Raw genomic sequence first — 21,827 nt, forward strand, 5'->3', positions numbered from 1 at the left:
ATCATGGTCAAGATCCTGATCGCTTTCATCGTTGTAGCTGGCGCATGCCTGTACCTGCTCACCAAGGGCGGCGGCGAGGTATCGATGGCGGGCGAATCGCACACCACTGAATCCCACGCCCCGGCCGCCCCGGCTGCACAGAAGTAATCCACAAGGCAAGGGTTCGCCAGCACTGCGCCTGTCAACGCAGCGAGTAGAATACCGTTTTACGTAAAAACGGACGTCTTCACCTATGGCAGGTTTTCGCCCCAAGTCTTCTTCCCGACTCTCGCCCGATGCCGAGCGGCTCGTGGCCGACGCGCTCGCCCTGGATGCATCGGGCAGCCGCATGGAGGATGGGTACTGGGAGCGGCGGCTGTCGCAGCGGCTTCACCGCCTGCTGAAAAACGGCAGCCAGACCGCGCTCGACGCGGCTCTCGAACACCTGTTCAAGCACAACGCCGATGCGTCCGACGTGCTTGCCGAACAGGCCGAGACGCTGGCGGAATCCGCCACGGTCGAGATCGATGGCGTCAAGCACGATGCCCTGCTGATCGCCGCGCCGATCCTGGCTCACACGCGCTACGCCATTCCTTCGGGTGCATTGAAGCCCGAACTGGCGCAGACGCTGGCTGTTCACCTGCAGGCGCACGTCCTGGCCAAGGACACGCAGGTGGCGCTGTCCCCCTATCTCTACAGCATCGACCAACTGCCGCGCAGCCATAGCGACACGTTTGCGCTCACGCACAAGCTGGCCTCGGCGGCCATGGCCGGCGTCGTACCCAAGGTCGATCTGAAGGACCTGCCCGAAACGGCACCGATCCTGGCCGATCCGCGTTACCTGCTGGCCGTGGTGGTGGCGCCGCATGAAGGCGCGCTGTTCCGCTGGCAGGAAGATGCCAAGGAACATCACGCCGAGCGCTCGGTCTGCCTTGAACAATGGCGCCAGCAGGTACAGCCCACCGTGGCCGTGCTGCTGCCGGGCTGCGAATTCGAACTGCTGCTGCCCGATGCCTTCTTCCTGTCATGCCGCGAATCGGACAAGAGCATCCGTCCGCTGACGGTGCGCGCCGCAGTGAACTACCTCTGCGGCACGCTCGACGTTCCGGCTGGCCAGCTTTCCGCCGTGGTGGCAGGTTTCGGCGAGGAAGTGGTCGAGGAATACCGCGTCGGTTTCACCATGCGCGGCGAGAAGGATGTGATCTACGGCATCGTCTGGCCAGTCTATGGCCGCGAGTCCGGCGAGGTCGATGCCGAGGAAAAGGGTAACCCCGTCGAGCAGATCTGCGAGGAACTGCGCAACGCGGGTGTGGAAGACATCTTCCGCCACGCCGCGCTGTTCGATCCCGAGTATTGCGAGGATTGCGGTACGCCGCTCTACGCAGACCGCTCGGGCGAGATTGTGCATGCCGAGTTGCCGGAAGACGCGCCGACGCAGCAGCCGCTGTTTCATTGAGGCACGCTCGCCTCTTTGTTTTGCTCCCCTCTCCCGCAACGCGGGAGAGGGGAACGTCTAGCGGGAAATCAAGCTACTCCCGCACGCTCACACATCTCCACAGCTCATGCCCTGACGCCCCGTACTTGCGTTCGAACGGCGTCATCGGTGTTTCCGGCTGCCACACCGCCGTCTGCGTCGGACGTCCCACCATCGACAACGCCGCGGCGAATTCGTCGATGTAAATCTTCCAGTTGCTCCGACATTCGAGATAGTCGCCGCACGCTGCCAGCGCCGGAAACACGGCATGGCCCTGCCAACGCCGCGACAGGTGGCCGATCTTGGGCCAAGGGTTCGGATACAGCACATAGTGGCGCTTCACGGGCACCTTGCCATCCTGCAGCAAGCGCCAGAAATCAACGAGATCGGCGCGCGCCCAGTGGAAATTGCCGGGCATCTCCGCTTCCCACCAATCCTTGCCGGCGGTCAGACGCTTTTCCGACTGGTCGATCCCGATCACATAGTGATCAGGAAACGTGGTCGCCAATCGCAGCGTACTCTCTCCCACTCCACATCCCGCATCGATGATCAGCGGCTGGCCGCCAGCGCGCTGCCAGGCGTCGATGGCGATATCGAACGCGCGTTGGGTCGGAAAGCCGATCGGCTTGCGGAACGGCTCATCCAGGTGACGCTGCAGCAGCGTGGCGAGATGATCGTGGATGCCGGTCTGGGCCGACAGGACAGTGCGGGAATTGGCGAACATGGGCGCGATTGTACCGGCATGCCCCAGCATGTATCGGACATGGAAGGTCATTTGGCGGCACAATAACGGCCAATCCGCGCCCACCAACGTACGAGGAGTCCCGTCCATGATCCAACGCATCCGCCGCACGCTGCTGAAAGCCTCGCTATCCCTCGTGCTCGGCGCCAGCGCGTTGACGCTGCTGCCCGCCAACGTTGCTCATGCTGAAGACCTGCGTATCGGTCTGGCCGCCGACGTGACTTCGATGGACCCGCACTGGAACAACGCGGGCCCGAACAACGCCATCGCGCTGCACGTTTTTGAATCGCTCGTGTTCATGGACAAGAACGCGCGCTACATCCCCGGCCTGGCGCTCTCGTGGAAGCCCATCAATGCCATTACGTGGGAAATCAAGCTGCGTCCCAATGTGAAATGGCATGACGGTACGCCGTTCACGAGCGAGGACGTCAAGGCATCGCTCGAACGTCCCGAAAAACTGACCAACGCACCGGGCTCGTTCACGAGCTACACCAAGCCGATCGCCCGCATCGACACGCCCGACGCGCTGACCGTGCGGCTGACCATGAGCGTGCCGAACTACGCCAACCTCGCCAACGACCTGAACAGCGTACCGATCATGCCGAAGAAGATCGCGGCCACGCTAACGCAGGCCGATTTCGATTCGGGCAAGGCAATGATCGGCACAGGCCCGTACAAGTTCGTCCGATTCGCGCGCGGCCAGGAAATCGTGATGACGAAGAACCCCGACTACTGGGGACCGAAGCCCGTATTCGACCGCGCCATCTTCCGCATCCTGACCGATAACGGTGCGCGTACTGCGGCACTGCTGGCTGGCGACGTGGACGTGATCGAGACCATCCCGGCTGCGGACGTGGCGAAGCTCAAGCAGAATCCGAAATTCAAGATCGAGCAGACCGTGTCATGGCGCACCATCTTCTGGCAGATGGACCAGTCGCGCGACAACCCGCCGTTCGTCACCGACAAGTCCGGCAAGCCGCTCGGCAAGAATCCGTTCACGGATGCTCGCGTGCGTGCCGCCATCAGCAAAGCGATCAACCGTGACGCCATTGTCAGCCGCATCATGGAAGGGCTGGCCGTACCGGCCTCGTCGATTGTCTCGCCGCCGATCTTCGGCCACCCGGGCACCAAGCCGGATGCCTACGACCCCGAAGGCGCCAAGAAGTTGCTGGCCCAGGCCGGCTATCCGGATGGTTTCGGACTCACGCTGCACGCCACCAACAATCGCTACCTGAACGATGCACAGGTGGCCCAGGCCACGGCGGGCATGCTGACGCGCATCGGCATCCAGACCAAGGTGGAAACGCTGCCCGTGGCCGCGTACTTCACGCGTGCACGGCAAGGCGATTTCGCATTCGAAATGCTCGGCTGGGGCTCGGCTGCCGCCGACGTGGCACTGCGTTCGATCACTGGCACGCCGAACCCGAAGACCGGCTATGGCACGTGGAACTGGGGCAAGTACAGCAATCCGAAGCTCGATCCGCTGATCGAGAAATCGCTGACGACGGTATCGAGCGAGAAAGACCGCGAGCAGAACGCCCGCGTGGCCGCGAAGTTCGCACTGGATGACCACGCGATCATTCCGTCGCACAGCCAGCTGGCGATGTGGGCGATGCGCAAGGGCATCAAGTATGAGGCGCGAACGGATGAATGGTCGTTGGCGCAGTTTTTTGGGAAAGAGTGAGTCGAGGGCCTGACGCTCCCCGCTTGTTTGTTCCCCTCTCCCGCAAGGCGGGAGAGGGGTTAGGGGTGAGGGCCAGCGGTTCAAATTGCGATCCGTCACGGATTGCACCGCCTGCCCTCACCCCCGCCCCTCTCCCACTTCGCGGGAGAGGGGAGCAAGTCAAAACAAGCCAGCGGTGACCTCAAATCACCAACCTCTCCTCCTGCCGAGCATTCGCCGCACGCAGTTTCTTCACCCAGTCTTTCGCCGGCAGCTTCGTCGCCGTCTCGACGATTTCCGCGCGCGCTTCCAGCGTTTCCCATGACACGTCGATGGCCGGACCGTTGAAGGCCAGCGCGATGACGTTGCCGTCGTGCACTTCCGGAAACACCAGCACACGATTGTCGAAGGCATCGCAGATGCGCTCGATGTTTTTCGGGAAGCTGTCGTGGTCACCGAACAGGTTGATCGTCATCACGCCCGGTGCTTTCAGCACACGGCGGCAGGCGCGGTAGAACGCCGTGGTGTCGAGCACGGGGCCGCGTGCCGTGGCGTCGTAAAGATCCACCTGCAGCGCATCCAGCGCGGCGGTCTGCGCGCCATCCATGACGTAGTCCCACGCATCCTGCTCGCGCACGGTCAATCGTGCGTCGTCGTCGCGCAGGCCGAACATGCTGCGTCCGGCGACGATCACTGCCGGGTTCAGTTCCACTGCCGTGACTTTCGCTTTCGCGAAATGCCGATAGCAGAACTTGGTCAGTGCAGCGGCGCCGAGGCCGAGCTGCGCCACGTGGAAGCCTTCGGTTGCGGGCGACAGGAACAGCAGCCACGCCATCATCTGCTGTGCGTATTCGAGTTCGATGGCGTCGGGCTTGCGCAGACGCATGGCGCCCTGCACCCACTCGGTCCCGAAATGGAGATAGCGCACGCCATCCATTTCCGAGAAGGTCACGGGAGCGAAGCGCGGCGTCATGCGGCGCTCGTCAGTGCGGTCCGTGGGATCGGATTCCTCATGGAAATCGTTCGCACGATCAGCACGATGGGGGCGGGAGGATTTGCGTTCGCCGCGCGCGGGGCGGCGCGAGGCCACGGCCTCGATCGATTTGCGTTTCAGAAGCGTCATAGAACAAAAGAGTGCGCCAATGGCGCGGATCATTGGCCCAGCGCGACCTGGGCGCGCTGCAGCCATTCGCGATTGTGTTCGCGGGCATGACGCGGCCAGTGGCGCGCGTCGTGGACGATTTCGGTATAGAGCGCCTTGGCGCGCTCGCGATCCGCCGCATCGGGCTGCTGCGCCAGCCAGTCCGCAAACAGGCAACGTGCCGCCACGTCGCTGGCGTTAGTGAGCGCCCGCTCGAACGCGTCGCGCGTACCCGGCGCGCCCACGGCAGCTAGCGCGCGGGCATACATCAGCGACGGATCGGACTGGTTCGCAGCCTGCGGATTGGCCGCGAACAACCGCTCCAGCGTGGCCTGAGCATCGGCAGGACGGTTCGTGGCCAGTTGCGCGCGCGCCAGCCCTTCCAGCAGCGCCGGATCGGAAGCGAATGGCCCATTGGCCGCCGCCTGATAGTGCTCCAGCGCCTCGGGCGCATTACCGGCATCAAGTAGCGCGGCACCCAGGCGCATACGGTGATCGACAGTCGGCGCGCGGTCGAACGCATCGCGCGCTTCCCGCACGGCCCGGTTCGGATCGACGATCTGCTTGATCGCCCGAGAGGCCGCTCGCGCGCCGCGCGTCTGGCGCAGGCTGGGCAGGTAGATGGCGAAGAAATAGACGATGCTGCCCAGTCCCGGGAAGATAAACAGCAACAGCAGCCAGTACATGTTCTGGTGGGTACGGACAGCATGCACGGCGAAAAAGATCGCCACGATGACGTGCAGGCCGATGCCGCCAATTCCAAGATTCCCGAGATTCAACATATTCAGTGAAGCCCTTCGAGGTTGCAGTAAAGGTCAGACATGGCCGCGATTGTGACAGATGCGGCCGGGAATCCGGTAAGACCCCGGTACGCCCCTTAAGTTTTCGCACGACCGGCCGATGAAGATGAGGGCTCTCCCTTCATCGCCCTTCGATTGGAAAAAGAAGAATGACATCAATCAACAGCATTGCCCCGCGTATCGCCGTTGCCAGTGACGCGACGGTCACCAACACGCATCGCTTCACCCAGACAGCGGACGAAACGACAACCCAGACCACGGAAGACCAGGCCACCTCGGCTGTATCGTCCAGTACCGAAACTAGCGACAAGAGCCGCATCGAGGGCCCAGCCGGCGTGGGAAAGGGCGGTGGTGCCGGCGGCGCCGAAAGCAGTTCGGATGACAGCGAATCGGTGGTCATCCAGACGCTGAAGGAACAGATCGAAGCGCTCCAGAAACAACTGGCCGCGCAGACTGCGCAACTCCAGGCCGCACAGGACGCGCCCACCGACGACCGGACCAAGGCTACTACCGTCGCCACCCTGCAAGCCGGCGTGACGTCCACGCAGGCCGCACTGTCCGCCGCCATGTCCAAGCTGGCCGCTGCCTATCAGGAACAGTCAGGCTCCAGCACGGGCAACATCGTCCATACGACGGCCTGAACGGCCGGATTCTGGAAGGGAAGCCTGCTCCGCCGGCATTTGCTGCCGGCGGCGCGCACGCTCACCTCCTACATCAGCCACTCCCGCAACCCCAGCCACCTCACCAACTTCTCCGCATACGCCAACGTATAAGCCGGGCTGCTCGACGGCAGGTTCACGATGGTATGCCGGTCGGCATGCTCGCCCAGGGCTTTGATGCCGATCTTTGCCGCCGTGCCGCCGTTGAATGCGATGGCCTTGAGTTCGGGCAACGTGGCGATCAGGCCGATGAGGTCGTTGCCCTGGTGATCCTTGATATTGCTGTCGAGGCTGCCGTCGCGGCGGGCTTCGGCCACGACGTCCCAGAGGCCGACGCGGTGTTGGCGTAGCGTGGCGAGGCGGTTTTCATAGGCGAGATTGACGAGATCCACTTGAAGGACGTCGCTCATCAGGTGCCAGAAGCGGTTCTGCTTATGCGCGTAGTACTGCGATTGCGCGAGGGACACTTCGCCGGGCAGGCTGCCCAGGATGAGGATGCGGGTGTGGGGGTCGACGACCGGGGGGAAGCAGCGTTTGGTGGTCATCGATTGGATTTGCGATAGCGGTGGCGGAGAGGTTTGCCCTCACCCCCTGCCCCTCTCCCGCGAGCGGGAGAGGGGAGAGAACGGGCGGGATGACTAGACATCCCGCAGTACGTCAAGCCAGCAACCGGTTCACGCGCTGCACGTAGGCGGCCGGATCTTCCAGCATGCCGCCTTCGGCCAGCAGGGCCTGGTCGAAGAGTACGCGGATGCGGTCGCCGAATGCAGCGTCGTCTGCCACGTCGCGCAACTTCTTCACCAGTGCGTGCTCGGGGTTCAGTTCGAGGATCGGCTGGGCGTCCGGCGCTTTCTGGCCGGCTTGCTTCAGCAGGCGCTGCAGGTAGCCGCTCATGTCGCCTTCGTCGGAGACCAGGCACGATGCCGAATCGGTCAGGCGCAGGGTCACGCGAACTTCCTTGGCCTTGCCTTCCAGCACGGCGGTCGCGCGGTCGACCACGTCCTTCCATTCGGTGGTCGCCTTCTCCTGTTCGGCCTTCTCGGCTTCGTCGGCCAGCGCGCCGAGGTCCAGATCGCCACGCGCCACGGACACCAGTTCCTTGCCGTCGAAATCGCGCAGGTACGACAGCATCCACTCATCCACGCGCTCGGTCAGCAGGATGACTTCGATGCCCTTCTTGCGGAAGACTTCGAGGTGCGGGCTCGACTTGGCGGCGGACCACGTATCGGCAGTTACGTAGTAGATCTTGTCCTGCCCTTCCTTCATGCGGCCCACGTAGTCAGCCAGCGATACCGATTGCTCGGCCGTGTCGTTGTGCGTGGAGGCAAAGCGCAGCAGCTTGGCGATGCGTTCGGCATTGGCGTTGTCCTCGCCCATGCCTTCCTTGAGCACCTGGCCGAACTGCTCCCAGAACGTCTTGTACTTGGCGCGTTCGGCTTCGTCCTCGCTCTCGGCCATCGATTCGAGCATCGACAGCACGCGCTTGGTGGAGCCTTCACGGATCGCCTTCACGTCGCGGCTTTCCTGCAGCAGTTCGCGCGAGACGTTCAACGGCAGGTCCGCCGAATCCACCACGCCCTTGACCCAGCGCAGGTACGACGGCAGCAGCTGCTCGGCGTCGTCCATGATGAATACGCGCTTCACATACAGCTTCAGGCCCGCCTTGTGATTGCGATCCCACAGGTCGAACGGTGCACGCGCCGGGATGTACAGCAGTTGCGTGTATTCGCTGCGGCCTTCCACACGATTGTGTGTCCACGCCAGCGGGGCTTCCTGGTCATGCGCGATGTGCTGGTAGAACGCCTGGTATTGCTCGTCGGTGATATCGGACTTGCTGCGCGTCCAGAGCGCGCTGGCCTGGTTCACGCTTTCCCATTCGCCGGTCTGCTTCTGCGTCTGCGCCTCGGCATCCCACTCTTCCTTGGGCATGCGGATCGGCAGCGAGATATGGTCCGAGTACTTGCGGATGATGTGTTGCACGCGGTACGACGACAGGAAATCGTCCTCGCCTTCGCGCAGGTGCAGCGTGATCGTGGTGCCGCGCTCGGCGCGGTCGATCGCATCGATCGTGAATTCGCCATCGCCAGTGCTTTCCCAGCGCACGGCCTCGCTCGCTGCCAGACCCGCGCGGCGCGTATCCACAGTGACCTTGTCCGCGACGATAAACGCCGAGTAAAAGCCCACGCCGAACTGGCCGATCAGCGCGGCGTCCTTCTGCTGGTCGCCGGACAGTTGCTGGAAGAACTCCTTGGTGCCCGAGCGCGCGATGGTGCCCAGGTTGCGGATCGCCTCGTCACGGCTCATGCCGATGCCGTTGTCGGTGATCTTCAGCGTGCGGGCGGCCGGGTCGATCTCGATCTTGATGGCGAGGTCGGCGTCGTTCTCAAGCAGGGCCGGATTCGCAATCGCTTCGAAGCGAAGCTTGTCGGTGGCGTCGGAAGCATTCGAAACCAGCTCGCGCAGGAAAATTTCCTTGTTGCTGTACAGCGAGTGGATCATCAGGTGCAGCAACTGCTTCACTTCCGCCTGGAAGCTCATCGTTTCGTGCGGTGCGGTCATGGTTCTCCTCTTGAATATCGAAAAACGGGTCTGCGCAAAGGTGTCCCGCCCCGTGGTTCCGGAGCGGGATCGTTGGCGCAGGAAATAGGGTCGAAAGCGGCTTATTTCAAGGGCCGGTGGTACCGGAGCCCGCCGGCAGCCCGGAAAGCCGTTCCATCTGGTCCGCCAGGAAGCGCAACATGCCCGGATCGGCACTGCTGGCGACGTTGAAGCGCGTCCACGTGGACGGCATCTGCGAGGGCGAGAACAGGCTGCCGGGCGCGAACAGGTAGCCTTCCTCGTGCCCAGCCGTAGCAATCACATTGGTGTCCACGCCCGTATCGGCCCACATGTACATGCCGGCCACCTGCCCCGGAAAAATCCGAACGCCTAGACGCTCAAGCCGCGCGCGGGTCTCGTCGCGGGCGCGCTCCAGCCGCACCCGCACACGCTCGGTGTGCTTGCGGTAGTGCCCCTCGGTCAGCACCTTGTAGACCACGCGCTCGTTGATTTCCGGTGTGGCCATGCCGGTGACGAGCTTGCTGTCGGTCAGCGAAACAGCCAGGTCCGGGCTGGCGGCGATAAAGCCCACGCGCAGGTTGGCCGCCAATGTCTTTGAGAAACTTCCCAGATAGATCACGCGCTTCAACTGATCCAGGCTGGCCAGCCGCGTGGCGGCGTGCCCCGGCGGGCAGAGGTCGCAATAGATATCGTCCTCGACGATGGTGAAGTTGTACTGCTCGGCCAGTTGCAGCAACCGGAACGCGCGCGCGGCGGATAGCGAGGTCCCGGTGGGATTGTGCAGCACCGAATTGACGACGATCAGCTTGGGACGGTGCGCCTGGGCGATGCGCTCCAGCGCCTCCAGGTCCGGGCCGTCGGCGGTATAAGGCACACCGATCACGTTGGCACCCTGCGTGGCAAAGCGCGCGAACATCACGAACCACGCGGGGTCGCCCACCACCACCGTATCGCCGGGTTGCAGGAATTGCCGCGCGATCAGGTCGAATGCCTGCGTGATGCCCGAGGTCATGACGATCTGGTCGGGCGTGACGCCGATCTCCAGTTCCTCCAGACGGGTACGCAGTTGCTGGCGCAGCGGCAGGAACCCAAGCGGCGTGCCACTCGACAGGAAATGCCCGCCCGGCTGCCGGCCCAGGCTGCGCATCGCGCCCGACAACAGTTCGCCATCGAGCCATTCATTGGGCAGGAATCCCCAGCCCGGCGCCTTGTGGCTCTCGGCGGAGTGGAACATGCTGCGCAGCAGCCAGGTGACATCCACATTGCGGATGGCCGGCGACGTGGGCGGCACCACCACCGATGGATGCGGCAGACGATCCCGCACGTAGAACCCCGAGCCCCGGCGCGATTCGAGATAGCCCAGCGCCACGAGCCGCTCATACGCCTCCACCACAGTAAAGCGCGAAATCCCTTTCTCCGACGCGAGCTGGCGGATCGACGGCATGCGCATGCCGGCCCGGAACACGCGCTCGTCGATGCGCAACCGCGCCCATTCGGTGAGCTGTTCGACCAACGTCATCTGGGCCGAGGGGATCGGGTCCGGCAGACGTGCTTGTCCGCTCGATGGCATCACAAGACGCAAAGGTCTCGTGCCGCTTACGGCACTTTCTGAATTCCCGCTATGCTTCTCGCTGCCGTCCATGTGGCGCTCCCGCAACTGTACTGAAGACGATTTGCTCAACTGTATCGGTACTGTACCGACTACCTTGACTACCATCAACCATCCATGAATCTCGCCATTGACCATCTCGTGATCGCCGCACCCGACCTTGACGCGGGTAGCGAACATGTCGCCAGCGTGCTCGGCATTGCGCCGCAGGCCGGCGGCGCCCATCCACGCATGGGCACGCATAACCGCGTGCTGGGGATGTTTGGCGGGATGTATCTGGAAGTGATTGCCATCGACCCCGCCGCGTCTGCACCCGAGCGGGCGCGCTGGTTCGGCCTCGACAGCGAGGCCGTGCGCGAGCGTCTGCGCGATGGCCCCTTCCTCGCACACTGGGCAGCCCGTGTCGAACGTCCGGCCGACCTGTCGCGCTGGCAGGCGCAGTACCCGGACAGGATCGCCCCGGCCATTCCGATGGATCGCGGCACGCTGCACTGGCGCCTGACGGTGCCTGACGATGGCAGCCTGCCCGCTTGGCAAGGCGAGGCCGCCAGCGCTGGCGAGGGCCTGTTTCCGACGCTGATCCAGTGGGACGTGCAGAATCACCCCGGTATCAGCCTGCCTCGACAGGATCTGGCATTGCGCCGCCTGCGTGGCCAGCATCCGCATGCCGAATTGCTGCGCCAGGGGCTGGCATGGATCGGCGCCGCGTCGCTGATCGACATCGAACAGACTGACGGCCCGCCCGCCCTGCTGGCCGAGATCGAAACCCCGACAGGGCTCAAGACCCTGCGCTGACCCGAAACGACACCCAAGGAGCCCCCACCGATGTCCGCCACCACGCTGAAGCGCTTCGACGACGACGCTTACCTCGATCACTGCGAGGCCACAGTCGTGGCAGTCAGCGAGGCGGGCATCGAACTGGACCAGACCGTCTGCTACGCCCGCAGCGGCGGTCAGGCAGGCGACACGGGCACGCTGACCACACCCGATGGCCGCGAAATCACGTTGGCCGATACGGTCTACGCCGAAGACCGCACGCGCATCCTGCACGTGCCGGCAGCCGACATGCCAGCGCTGCAGCCGGGCGACCGCGTGACAGTGAACATCCACTGGGCCCGCCGCCATCGGCTGATGCGCCTGCATACTTGCCTCCATCTGCTCGGCTCCTTGATTCCCGTACCGGTTACGGGCTGCAGCATCTCGCCTGACTCTGCGCGCATTGATTTCGATCTGCCCGAATCCACGCTCGACAAGGCGGTGCTGACCGAACAGCTCAACGCGCTGATCGAGGCGAAAACCCCGGTGGGCATCGACCGCATCACGCCCGAGCAACTGGCCGCCCAGCCGGATCTGGTGCGCACGGTGGGCGCGGCGCCGCCAGCCGGTACGTCGACTATCCGCATCATCGAGATTCCGGGCGTTGACCGACAACCCTGCGGCGGCACGCACGTGGCCAACACAAGCGAGATCGGCGCCATGGTGGTCACCAAAATCGAGAAGAAGAGTCGTACCAACCGGCGCGTGGTCGTCAACTTCGCGTGACCGGCATGGAAGCGTGGCTCACCGGCCTGTCGATGGCCCAGTTCCTGGCGTTGGTCACGCTGCTTGCGGTGGGCGCGTTCACGCCTGGCCCCAACACCACGGTGGCAGCGGTCACCGGCGCCAACTTCGGCTTTCGCGCCACGCTGCCGCACTGCGTGGGTGTGGCGGTGGGCTTCGCCAGCGTGATCGCGCTGTGTGCCAGCGGCATCGGCGCGCTGGTGATGGCGAGCCCGACGCTGGCTGCGATCATCCGCGTGGCAGGCGTGCTCTATCTGCTGTGGCTGGCCTGGCGCATTGCGCGCAGTGCATCGCTGGCCGAGAAAAGCGTGCTCAAGCCGATGAACGTGTGGCAGTCGGTACTGATGCAGTACGCCAACATCAAGGCGTGGATGCTGGCGCTGGCCGTGGCGGCTTCGTACACCGAAGGCGCGCCGTCGCTGGCGCAGCGCGTGCTGCTGGTCAGCGTGCTGTTCGCCACGTTCGGCTTCTTCAGCAACGGTGCCTATGGCGTGCTCGGCGCATCGTTGCGGCAATGGCTGATGCACGGCAACCGCGTGCGCTGGTTCAATGGGGCGATGGGGTTGGCGCTGGCACTCACGGCAGTCTGGATCGCCATCGCCGGCGCACCCCATACGTCATGACCACACGTTCCCCTGCTCCCTCCGGCGGCATGCTGCTCGGTTTCATCGGCGTGGCGATCTTCAGCCAGACGCTGCCGTTCACGCGCATGGCCGTGGCCGAACTCGACGCCACGTTTGTGGCGCTGGCGCGTGCCGTGATCGCCGCCGTGCTGGCCGTGGCACTGCTGGCCGCGCGCGGCGCGCTGGCATCGGAGCGGCGCCCGCGTGGCCGTCAGTGGCTGCGGCTGGCCGTGACCGCGCTGGGTGTGGTGGTGGGTTTCCCGCTATTTTCTTCGCTGGCCATGCGCGAGGTGCCAGCCGGGCACGGCGCTATCGTGATCGGCCTGTTGCCGCTGGCAACAGCCGTGTTCGCGGCGTGGTTCGGCGGGGAGCGCCCGTCGCTGGCGTTCTGGCTGTCGGCACTCGCCGGTAGCGCGCTGGTGGTGGCTTTTGCCTTCTGGCAGGGCGCGGGTGGCCTGCAGCACGCGGACTGGTTCCTGTTCCTGGCCGTGGTGCTGGGTGCGCTGGGCTATGCCGAAGGCGGCAAGCTGTCGCGCGAGTTGGGCGGACTGGAAACGATCAGTTGGGCGTTGGTGGTTTCGCTGCCACTTTTGCTGCCCGTAGTGGCTTGGCTAGCCATGGCGCACGCGCCAGAAATCGCTGCCGCATCGCCACGTGCGTGGCTCGGCATGGCCTATGTGTCGGTCTTCTCGATGTTTATCGGCTTCCTGTTCTGGTACGCCGGGCTCGCAAAGGGCGGCGTGGCCCGCGTAGGACAGATACAATTGCTGCAGCCGTTCCTCACGCTGGCGGGCGGCGCCCTGATCCTGGCCGAGCCGCTCGATGCCGCCACCGTCGCTTTTGCCGTGGCGGTGATTGCCGTAGTAGCCCTGGGACGACGCGCCGCCGTGCGCAACACCGCACCCGCCTCCGCACCAGCCCCCGCTGGAGAAACGCCCCCTATTCTTCCAGGACGCATTCACTGACAGGAGTCACGCATGTCCGTCTACGACACCCTTGCCCGCCTCGGCGTGGAACTGCCCACCGCCGGCGCCCCGGCTGCCGCCTATGTCATGGCCGCCACCACCGGCAACACCGTATTCCTGTCGGGCCACATCGCCCGCCGCGACGGCAAGCCGTGGGCTGGCAAGCTCGGCAAGGATATCGATACCGCGACCGGCCAACAGGCGGCACGCGGCATCGCCATCGATCTGCTGGCCACGCTGCACGGCCATATCGGCGACCTGAACCGCGTCACGCGCATCGTCAAGGTCATGAGCCTGGTGAACTCCACGCAGGAATTCACCGAGCAGCACCTGGTGACCAATGGCTGCTCCGAGTTCCTGGCCGAAGTCTTTGGCGAGAAAGGCAAGCACTCGCGCAGCGCGTTCGGCGTGGCGCAGATTCCGCTGGGCGCCTGCGTCGAGATCGAGATGATCGTCGAGATTGCCTGATCGCTTGATGGCTTGATCGCCTGATACGAAGATACTCAGTACAGAGACAAACGCCGGGCCGGCCTGCCAGTCAACGCCCCAAGGCCCGGCGCATATGAAACGCGATTTACCCCACCCAAGAGAACCAATCATGAAATGGGCCATCTCCCGCCGGGCACAGCAACTCACCAGCTCGGCCATCCGCGAAATCCTGAAAGTCACCGAGCGTCCGGAAGTCATTTCCTTCGCCGGCGGCCTGCCCTCCCCGGCGTCGTTCCCGGTAGCGGCCATGGAAGCGGCGGTGGCCCGTGTATTCGCCGATAACCCGCAGGGCGCGCTGCAATACGCGGCCACCGAGGGTTACCTGCCGCTGCGCGAGTTCGTGGCAAAGCGCTACAACGTCGGCGTCGAGCGCGTGCTGATCACTACGGGTTCGCAACAGGCGCTGGACCTGATCGCCAAGGTCATGATCGATCCGGGCAGCCCCGTGCTGGTGGAAACGCCGAGCTATCTGGGCGCGCTGCAGGCGTTCTCGCTGTTCGAACCCGAGTTTGTCTCGGTGCCGACCGACGAGCGCGGCCTGATCCCCGAAGCGCTGACACCCGAACTGACCGCTGGCGCGCGCTTCCTGTACGCGCTGCCGAACTTCCAGAACCCCACGGGCTGCCGCCTGCCTCTGGAGCGCCGCCAGGCACTGGTGCAACGCGCGAAGGACCTGAACCTGCTGCTGGTCGAGGACGATCCCTACGGCGAACTGAGCTACACCGGCAACACGCTGCCGACGCTGCTGTCGATGAATCCGGACGGCGTGATCTACATGGGTTCGTTCTCGAAGATCCTGGCCCCCGGCATGCGCCTGGGCTTTGTGATCGCCCCGCCCGACCTGCACTTCAAGCTGTGCCAGGCCAAGCAGGCATCTGACCTGCACACGCCGACCTTCACGCAGCGCATTGCGTACGAGACCATCAAGGACGGCCTGCTCGACACGCACATCCCCACCATCCGCGAGCTCTACGGCAAGCAGTGCGCCTACATGCTCGACGCCCTGAAGCGCCATATGCCGGAAGGCGTAACGTGGAATGTGCCAGAAGGCGGCATGTTCATCTGGGTGGAGTTGCCCGAGGGCCTGAACAGCATGACGATCCTCGAGGAAGCCGTGCGCCGCAATGTGGCCTACGTGCCGGGTGCGCCGTTCTACGCTGGCAACCCGCGCATGAACACGCTGCGCCTGGCCTTTGTGACGGTGCCGCCGGAGCGGATCGAACAAGGCATGACGGTGCTGGGCGAACTGTTCCGCGAAGCCATCGCCAAGGCATCGCCGCAACCGCACGCCGCCTGAGGAAAGCCGATGCCGACCCTGGAACCGTACGAGCCGCAAAGCCTGCTGCGCATCTGGGGCCGGCTGTCGTCGATCAATGTGCAGAAAGTGGTCTGGTGCGCGCGAGAGCTGCACCTGGACCACGAGCGCATCGACATCGGCCATCAGAAAGGCGAGCTGGATACCGAAGCCTATATCCGGCTGAATCCGAACCGGATGATCCCGGTCATCGAGGATTTTCGTGACACCGACGTGGCCGGCGAGCCATTCGTGTTGTGGGAGTCCAATGCCATCGTGCGCTACCTGTGCGCACGCTATGGTGAAGGCACGCTCTGGCCTGCCGACGTCAAGGCGCGTGCCTCGGCCGATCGCTGGATGGACTGGCAGACTACGGCGTTCAGCCCGGCCATGGTACAGGCGTTCCTGCAGACGGTGCGCGGTCCCGCCGATCAGCGCGACGAGGCCATCATCGCCCAGTCTTGCGCCCGCACGGAGCCACTGGCAAAGATGCTCGACGAGGCGTTGGCAGATCGGGAATTCATCGGCGGCGACCGCTTCACGATGGCCGATATCGCACTGGCCTGCGCGGCGCACCGCTGGATGGGTTCGCCGGTGAAGCATTTGCCGCGCCCGAATCTGGAGCGATGGCTGGCGGCGATGCGGGCCAGGCCCGCGGCGTTGAGTATTCTGGTGTTGCCGTTGCAGTAACGGTGTTCGGACTCCCCTCTCCCGTATGCGGGAGAGGGGAATAAACCGGTGCGGGAGGCGGGACTTACCCGGCCTTCACCGGTTCCAGCTTCACTTCCTTCAGCCTCGGTTCGATCGCCTTGCCCTTGCGGGCGCGCTTGCCCACGTAGGGCAGCAGCGTCTTGCCGGCGAGCTTCTGCGGAGGCAGCTTCCCGCCTCGCATGCCTGTACCGGAAATGATCAGCCCCGGTGCGCCCACGGCTACCGCCTGTTCCAGCGTCTCCTTGGATTCGAGTTCCATCAGGATCACGCCACGGCCGCCGGCAGACAGCACCTTCACCTCATCGAGACCCACCAGCAGCAGACGCCCATTGGCCGAGAAGCACGCCACATGCGTGGCATCTTCGCCTACGGGCGCCGGCTGCAGGATCGCGTCGCCATCGTCGAGCGTCACGAACGCCTTGCCGGCCTTCTGGCGGCCGATCATGTCGCCGACCTTGGTCACGAAACCGTTGCCGCCCGCCGTGGCGATCAGCATGCGCTGCTCCGCGCTGCCCGCGAACGTATGGGCGATCTGCGAACCCGCAGCCAGATCGATCAGTGTGGTCACGGGCACGCCATCACCGCGCCCGCCCGGCAGGCCGGAGACGGCCACCGAATAGACCCGGCCATTGCTGCCGAACGCCAGCAGCGTATCGACGGTGCGGCATTCAAACGTGCCATACAGGTTGTCACCGGCCTTGAACGTGAACTGCGACGGATCGTGGTCGTGGCCCTGGCGCGTACGCACCCAACCCTTGCCCGAGACGATCACGGTCACTGGCTCGTCCACCACCTTCACTTCGGCAGTCGCGCGGCTCGCTTCCTGGATCATCGTGCGGCGCGGGTCCTTGTCCTCCGGGCTGTACTGCTTGGCGTCCTGTTCGATCTCCTTGATGATCTTGCGACGCATCATGGTTTCGGACTTCAGCAGCACGTCCAGCTCGGCCTGCTCGTCGCGCAGCTTCGCCAGTTCCTGTTCGATCTTGATGGCTTCCAATCGCGCCAGTTGGCGCAGGCGGATTTCCAGGATGTCTTCGGCTTGCCGGTCGCTGAGGCGGAACGCCTCGATCAGCGCGGGCTTGGGATCGTCGCTTTCGCGGATGATGCGGATCACCTCGTCGATGTTCAGCAGCACCAGCATCCGGCCTTCGAGGATGTGGATACGGTCCTCAACCTTGTTCAGCTGGAAGCGCGAACGCCGGGTCACCGTCTCGAAACGGAACGCGATCCACTCGCGCAGGATGTCTTGCAAACCCTTCTGGCGCGGCCGGCCATCGGTGCCGATCATCACCAGGTTGATCGGCGCACCGGACTCCAGGCTGGTATGCGCCAGCAACGTCTGGATAAAGTCCTGCTGGTCCGTGTTCTTGCTCTTGGGTTCGAACACCAGGCGCACCGGCGCGTCCTTGCCGGACTCGTCGCGCACGGCATCGAGCACGCCCAGCAACGTGGTCTTGAGCTGGGTCTGTTCCGGGGTCAGCGCCTTCTTGCCGGTGCGGATCTTCGGATTGGTGATTTCCTCGATTTCCTCGAGCACCTTCTGCGACGACGTACCCGGCGGCAGTTCGGTCACCACCATCTGCCACTGGCCGCGCGCCATTTCCTCGATGGTCCAGCGCGCGCGCACCTTCAGGCTGCCACGGCCGTTCTCGTAGATCTGCGCGATTTCCGAAGCGGGCGAGATGATCTGGCCACCGCCCGGATAGTCCGGTCCCGGCATGATCGCCAGCAGTTCGGCCAGCGAGATATTCGGATTGCGGATCATCGCCACTGCGGCACCTGCGACTTCACGCAGGTTGTGCGGCGGGATTTCCGTGGCCATGCCCACCGCGATACCGGACGCGCCGTTGAGCAGCACGAACGGCAGACGCGCGGGCAGCAGCTTGGGCTCTTCTTCCGAGCCGTCGTAGTTGGGCAGGAAATCCACCGTGCCCATGTCGATCTCGTCGAGCAGCAGCCGCGAGATCGGCGTGAGGCGCGCTTCGGTGTAGCGCATGGCCGCCGCGCCGTCGCCGTCGCGCGAGCCAAAGTTGCCCTGGCCGTCGATCAGCGGGTAGCGCAGCGAGAAGTTCTGCGCCAGGCGCACCATCGCGTCATACGCGGATTGGTCGCCGTGCGGGTGGAATTTACCGAGCACCTCACCGACCACACGCGCCGACTTCACGGGCTTGGCATCGGCGCGCAGCCCCATCGCCTGCATGGCGAACAGGATGCGGCGCTGCACGGGCTTCTGGCCGTCGGCCACTTCGGGCAGCGCGCGGCCCTTCACCACGCTCACGGCGTAGTCGAGGTAGGCGCGCTCGGCGTACCGCGCGAGCGTCAGCGAATCCGCCGGCTCTTCGGGCTGAAACGTAGTATCTGCTTGATCCATGGTGGGCAAGGGTGCGGCGGCCAGCTCCCGGAAAACTCAGGGCACCGTCCACCGGCTGTTGCAATCAGCGTGGGATTCTAATGGATGTGGATGACGATGCCGCCGCAAATAGCATCGTCCTTTGTGGCGCGCCTCGCCTCAAGGCATCGGCCGGCGTCCGCCGATCACCATCTGGACGCGCTCGGCGGCCACGCCGGTGCGCAGCACGCGCGGACCATCGGCGCCTGCCGGCTGGTACAGGCGGTAGAACTCCAGCACGGTCTTCACGTACTGGCGGGTCTCGGCGTAAGGCGGAATCTGGTTGTTGTAGCGCTGCACCGCCCTTCGCCCGCGTTGTACGCGGCCAACGCGAGCTCAAGGTTGCCCGGGAACATCTGCATGAGGAAGCGCAGGTAGCGCACGCCAGCGGCGATATTGAGCTTGGGATCGGCCAGCTTCTGCTCGATCGAGCCACGCTTGTCCGCCGCCACGCCAAACCGCGCGCCGGTGTCCGGAATGACCTGCATCAGGCCGATGGCGCCCTTGGGCGACACCGCGCCAGCGTTGAAGCCGCTTTCCACGGCCATCACTGCCCGGACCAGCGCCGGGTCCACATCGTGCGCCCCGGCCACGCGTTCGATGATCGGATCGACGCGCCGCAGGTTCGGGTGGTTGAGCATGGTGCGGAACAGCTTGTCGCGCTCCGGCGTGGACTTGCCTTCCAGCGACACCGCGCCGCGATGACCCAGGTTCGTCGAATCGAACTGGCCGCCGTCCTTCATGAAGAGCTTGTAGCGCTCATCGAGCCTGGCATCCGCAAAGTGCGCCACGCCATCCTTGTCGATATAGCCCCACAACTCGGCGTGCGCCGGCATGGCGATGCAGAACGAACCGAGCGCGGCCAGCATGCAGGCCAGGCGCCTTGCCTGTCCTTTCCACCGCGATTGCCCTGTTCGTGCCTGCATCGTCCAATTCTCCAGATAGTGCCGAGACCGATCAGATGTCGGCCTCGACCTCGTTGCCCTTCTCTTCGAGCCAGCTACGCCGCTGTGACGCCTCGCCCTTGCCCATCAGCATGTTCATCATGCTGATGGTTTGGGGCAGGTCATATTCGCCTAGCTGCACTGGCAGCAGACGGCGCGTATCGGGGTTCATCGTCGTTTCCCAGAGCTGCTCGGCGTTCATTTCGCCCAGGCCCTTGAAACGTGAGATCTGCCACGCACCTTCCTTGACGCCATCCTTCATCAACTTGTCCTGGATGGCCTCGAGTTCGCCTTCGTCCAGCGCGTAGAGTTTCTGTGCCGGCTTCTTGCCACGTGCCGGAGCGTCCACCCGGAACAACGGTGGCCGTGCGACATAGACATGTCCGAGGTCAATGAGTTTCGGGAAGTGACGGAAGAACAGCGTCAGCAGCAAAACCTGGATGTGCGCGCCGTCCACGTCCGCGTCGGACAGGATACAGATCTTGCCGTAGCGCAGGTTCGACAGGTCCGGCTCATCGTCCGCACCGTGCGGGTCCACGCCGATGGCAACGGCCATGTCGTGCACTTCGTTGTTCGCGAACAGGCGGTCGCGCTCGGTTTCCCACGTATTGAGCACCTTGCCGCGCAGCGGCAGGATGGCCTGGAATTCCTTATCGCGACCCATCTTGGCCGAACCGCCCGCCGAGTCACCTTCCACCAGGAAGATCTCGTTGCGTGTGATGTCAGTGGATTCGCAATCGGTCAGCTTGCCGGGCAGCACGGCCACGCCGGAGCCCTTCTTCTTCTCCACCTTCTGTGCGGCACGCGTACGGGCCTGCGCCTGGCGGATCACCAGTTCGGCCAGCTTCTTGCCAAAATCGACGTGGTGGTTCAACCACAGTTCGAGCGCCGGACGGCTGAACGTGGAAACCAGACGCACGGCGTCGCGGCTGTTCAGCCGTTCCTTGATCTGGCCCTGGAACTGCGGATCGAGCACCTTGGCCGAGAGCACGAACGAGGCGCGCGCGAACACGTCTTCGCTCATCAGCTTCACGCCCTTGGGCTGCAGCGAGTGCATCTCGATGAAGCTCTTCACGGCCAGGAACAGACCTTCGCGCAGACCGGACTCGTGCGTGCCGCCAGCGGGCGTGGGAATCAGGTTCACATACGATTCGCGCACCGGGGCGCCGTCTTCGGTCCAGGCCACCACCCACGATGCGCCCTCGCCCTCCGCAAACCCTTCCTCGCCGACAACCTTGTCCGGATCGGCATAGTGCTCGCCTTCGAACATCGGAATGACGAGTTCTGCGCCGCTGCCTTGCGCCAGCGCCTCGACCAGATAGCCCTTGAGGCCCTGCTCGTACTGCCACACCAGTTGCTCGCCGGTCTTCTCGATCACGAGCGTCACCTTGACGCCCGGCAGCAGCACGGCCTTGGAGCGCAGCAGGCGCTGGAGTTCGGCCATCGGAATCGTGGCCGAATCGAAATACTTGGGATCGGGCCACGCCTGCACGCGCGTGCCGTTCTTCTTCTCGCCGCGTTCGAGCTTGCGGCTTTGCAGCGGCTTGGTGACTTCGCCCCCGTGCTCGAAGGTCAGCGTGGACTGCGAGCCATCGCGCCACACCGTGACGTCGAGGCGGGTAGCCAGCGCATTGGTGACGGACACGCCCACGCCGTGCAGGCCGCCGGAGAAGGCATAGGCGCCGCCCTTGCCCTTGTCGAACTTGCCGCCCGCGTGCAGCCGGGTGAAGACGATTTCCACCACGGGCACACCTTCCTCGGGGTGGATACCCACCGGAATGCCGCGGCCGTCGTCTTCCACGCTGATGCTGCCGTCACGGTGCAACGTGACGAGGATCTCGGTGCCATAGCCGCCCAGCGCTTCGTCCGAGGCGTTATCGATCACCTCCTGCACGATATGCAGGGGATTGTCGGTGCGGGTGTACATGCCGGGGCGCTGCTTGACCGGCTCCAGGCCCTTGAGGACCCGGATGGAGGATTCGCTGTACTGACTGGTTTTGCTCGCCATGGAGTCGATGCGGATGTAAGGCGGATAGAAGGTCTGGCGGCCAGGGGCCAGCCGGTTTGCGCTGCATTGTAATGGATCGACGTTGCCGGGCGTTCACCGCTCCCGCCGGGGCGGAATGGAGTCAGGCACAAATCCGGGGCCGGGGGTAAACTCGTCGGCCAGCCGCCGTGACGCTCCCCCTCCCCACCGTGCCCACGTCGAGCGGATAGAGACATTAC

19 protein-coding genes and 1 pseudogene are annotated in these 21,827 nt (G+C 64.4%); 11 read left to right on the forward strand and 9 right to left on the reverse strand.

Features of this window, described 5'->3' with window-relative positions:
• Positions 1–3 precede the first annotated feature (3 nt).
• Together FFS21_RS31900 and FFS21_RS01460 are read left to right on the forward strand one after the other, a co-directional pair.
• A complete protein-coding gene (locus FFS21_RS31900) occupies positions 4–147 on the forward strand; it encodes a hypothetical protein (RefSeq protein ID WP_171020303.1) in 144 nt (47 codons plus the stop codon).
• An 85-nt stretch (positions 148–232) separates the two neighbouring features.
• Positions 233–1,435 carry a DUF2863 family protein gene (locus tag FFS21_RS01460; protein WP_137923156.1) on the forward strand — a complete coding sequence of 401 codons (1,203 nt, stop codon included), beginning with the start codon at positions 233–235 and terminating at the stop codon, positions 1,433–1,435.
• Positions 1,436–1,508: 73 nt separating this feature from the next.
• Here the strand turns inward: FFS21_RS01460 and trmB are convergent, their stop codons facing one another.
• On the reverse strand, positions 1,509–2,177 hold the full coding sequence (gene trmB / locus FFS21_RS01465; protein WP_171020304.1) for a tRNA (guanine(46)-N(7))-methyltransferase TrmB: 669 nt from the start codon (positions 2,175–2,177) through the stop codon (positions 1,509–1,511).
• A 106-nt stretch (positions 2,178–2,283) separates the two neighbouring features.
• Here trmB and FFS21_RS01470 point away from each other — a divergent pair, with 106 nt between their 5' ends.
• Positions 2,284–3,879, forward strand: a complete 1,596-nt coding sequence (locus FFS21_RS01470; RefSeq protein ID WP_137923157.1) for an ABC transporter substrate-binding protein — start codon at positions 2,284–2,286, stop codon at positions 3,877–3,879.
• Between the two features lie 181 nt (positions 3,880–4,060).
• Here the strand turns inward: FFS21_RS01470 and FFS21_RS01475 are convergent, their stop codons facing one another.
• Positions 4,061–4,981, reverse strand: a complete 921-nt coding sequence (locus FFS21_RS01475; RefSeq protein WP_171020305.1) for a class I SAM-dependent methyltransferase — start codon at positions 4,979–4,981, stop codon at positions 4,061–4,063.
• 29 nt (positions 4,982–5,010) lie between these two features.
• The gene (locus FFS21_RS01480) at positions 5,011–5,781 is read right to left on the reverse strand and encodes a tetratricopeptide repeat protein (RefSeq protein WP_137923159.1); all 771 of its coding nucleotides are present in this window, start codon (positions 5,779–5,781) and stop codon (positions 5,011–5,013) included.
• 167 nt (positions 5,782–5,948) lie between these two features.
• Here FFS21_RS01480 and FFS21_RS01485 point away from each other — a divergent pair, with 167 nt between their 5' ends.
• Entirely contained in the window at positions 5,949–6,440 is a 492-nt protein-coding gene (locus FFS21_RS01485) for a hypothetical protein (protein ID WP_137923160.1), read from the forward strand.
• A gap of 68 nt (positions 6,441–6,508) precedes the next feature.
• On the opposite strand, the gene FFS21_RS01490 is transcribed toward FFS21_RS01485, so the two are convergent.
• The 3 genes from FFS21_RS01490 to FFS21_RS01500 all read right to left on the reverse strand — a co-directional run bounded on the left by FFS21_RS01490 (position 6,509) and on the right by FFS21_RS01500 (position 10,659).
• On the reverse strand, positions 6,509–7,003 hold the full coding sequence (locus FFS21_RS01490) for a DNA-deoxyinosine glycosylase (RefSeq protein ID WP_137923161.1): 495 nt from the start codon (positions 7,001–7,003) through the stop codon (positions 6,509–6,511).
• Positions 7,004–7,115: 112 nt separating this feature from the next.
• Positions 7,116–9,017 carry a molecular chaperone HtpG gene (htpG, locus tag FFS21_RS01495; protein WP_137923162.1) on the reverse strand — a complete coding sequence of 634 codons (1,902 nt, stop codon included), beginning with the start codon at positions 9,015–9,017 and terminating at the stop codon, positions 7,116–7,118.
• A 106-nt stretch (positions 9,018–9,123) separates the two neighbouring features.
• The gene (locus tag FFS21_RS01500) at positions 9,124–10,659 is read right to left on the reverse strand and encodes an aminotransferase-like domain-containing protein (protein ID WP_137923163.1); all 1,536 of its coding nucleotides are present in this window, start codon (positions 10,657–10,659) and stop codon (positions 9,124–9,126) included.
• A gap of 84 nt (positions 10,660–10,743) precedes the next feature.
• Here FFS21_RS01500 and FFS21_RS01505 point away from each other — a divergent pair, with 84 nt between their 5' ends.
• From FFS21_RS01505 to FFS21_RS01535, 7 genes are all read left to right on the forward strand, one after another.
• A complete protein-coding gene (locus tag FFS21_RS01505) occupies positions 10,744–11,421 on the forward strand; it encodes a VOC family protein (protein ID WP_137923164.1) in 678 nt (225 codons plus the stop codon).
• A 30-nt stretch (positions 11,422–11,451) separates the two neighbouring features.
• Complete coding sequence (locus tag FFS21_RS01510) at positions 11,452–12,168, forward strand: alanyl-tRNA editing protein (RefSeq protein WP_137923165.1); 717 nt, start codon at positions 11,452–11,454, stop codon at positions 12,166–12,168.
• Between the two features lie 5 nt (positions 12,169–12,173).
• Complete coding sequence (locus FFS21_RS01515) at positions 12,174–12,809, forward strand: LysE family translocator (protein ID WP_137923166.1); 636 nt, start codon at positions 12,174–12,176, stop codon at positions 12,807–12,809.
• Positions 12,806–13,774, forward strand: coding sequence for a DMT family transporter (locus FFS21_RS01520; RefSeq protein ID WP_137923167.1), 969 nt, complete (start codon positions 12,806–12,808; stop codon positions 13,772–13,774). The genes FFS21_RS01515 and FFS21_RS01520 overlap by 4 nt, the downstream gene beginning before the upstream one ends.
• Positions 13,775–13,786: 12 nt before the next feature.
• On the forward strand, positions 13,787–14,242 hold the full coding sequence (locus tag FFS21_RS01525) for a RidA family protein (RefSeq protein ID WP_137923168.1): 456 nt from the start codon (positions 13,787–13,789) through the stop codon (positions 14,240–14,242).
• A gap of 130 nt (positions 14,243–14,372) precedes the next feature.
• Positions 14,373–15,560 (forward strand): aminotransferase-like domain-containing protein, encoded by a 1,188-nt coding sequence (locus FFS21_RS01530; RefSeq protein WP_137923169.1) that lies wholly within the window; start codon positions 14,373–14,375, stop codon positions 15,558–15,560.
• Positions 15,561–15,602: 42 nt separating this feature from the next.
• Positions 15,603–16,247, forward strand: a complete 645-nt coding sequence (locus FFS21_RS01535) for a glutathione S-transferase family protein (protein WP_137923237.1) — start codon at positions 15,603–15,605, stop codon at positions 16,245–16,247.
• Between the two features lie 64 nt (positions 16,248–16,311).
• Here FFS21_RS01535 and parC read toward each other — a convergent pair whose 3' ends face one another.
• The 3 genes and pseudogenes from parC to FFS21_RS01550 form a co-directional block, all read right to left on the reverse strand.
• On the reverse strand, positions 16,312–18,639 hold the full coding sequence (gene parC / locus FFS21_RS01540; RefSeq protein WP_137923170.1) for a DNA topoisomerase IV subunit A: 2,328 nt from the start codon (positions 18,637–18,639) through the stop codon (positions 16,312–16,314).
• Between the two features lie 138 nt (positions 18,640–18,777).
• Positions 18,778–19,583 (reverse strand): annotated as a pseudogene (locus FFS21_RS01545) (lytic transglycosylase domain-containing protein).
• Between the two features lie 31 nt (positions 19,584–19,614).
• A complete protein-coding gene (locus tag FFS21_RS01550) occupies positions 19,615–21,609 on the reverse strand; it encodes a DNA topoisomerase IV subunit B (RefSeq protein ID WP_137923171.1) in 1,995 nt (664 codons plus the stop codon).
• Positions 21,610–21,827: the final 218 nt, after the last annotated feature.

Source organism: Cupriavidus sp. 2SB, assembly GCF_005503625.1.
Classification (GTDB): domain Bacteria; phylum Pseudomonadota; class Gammaproteobacteria; order Burkholderiales; family Burkholderiaceae; genus Cupriavidus.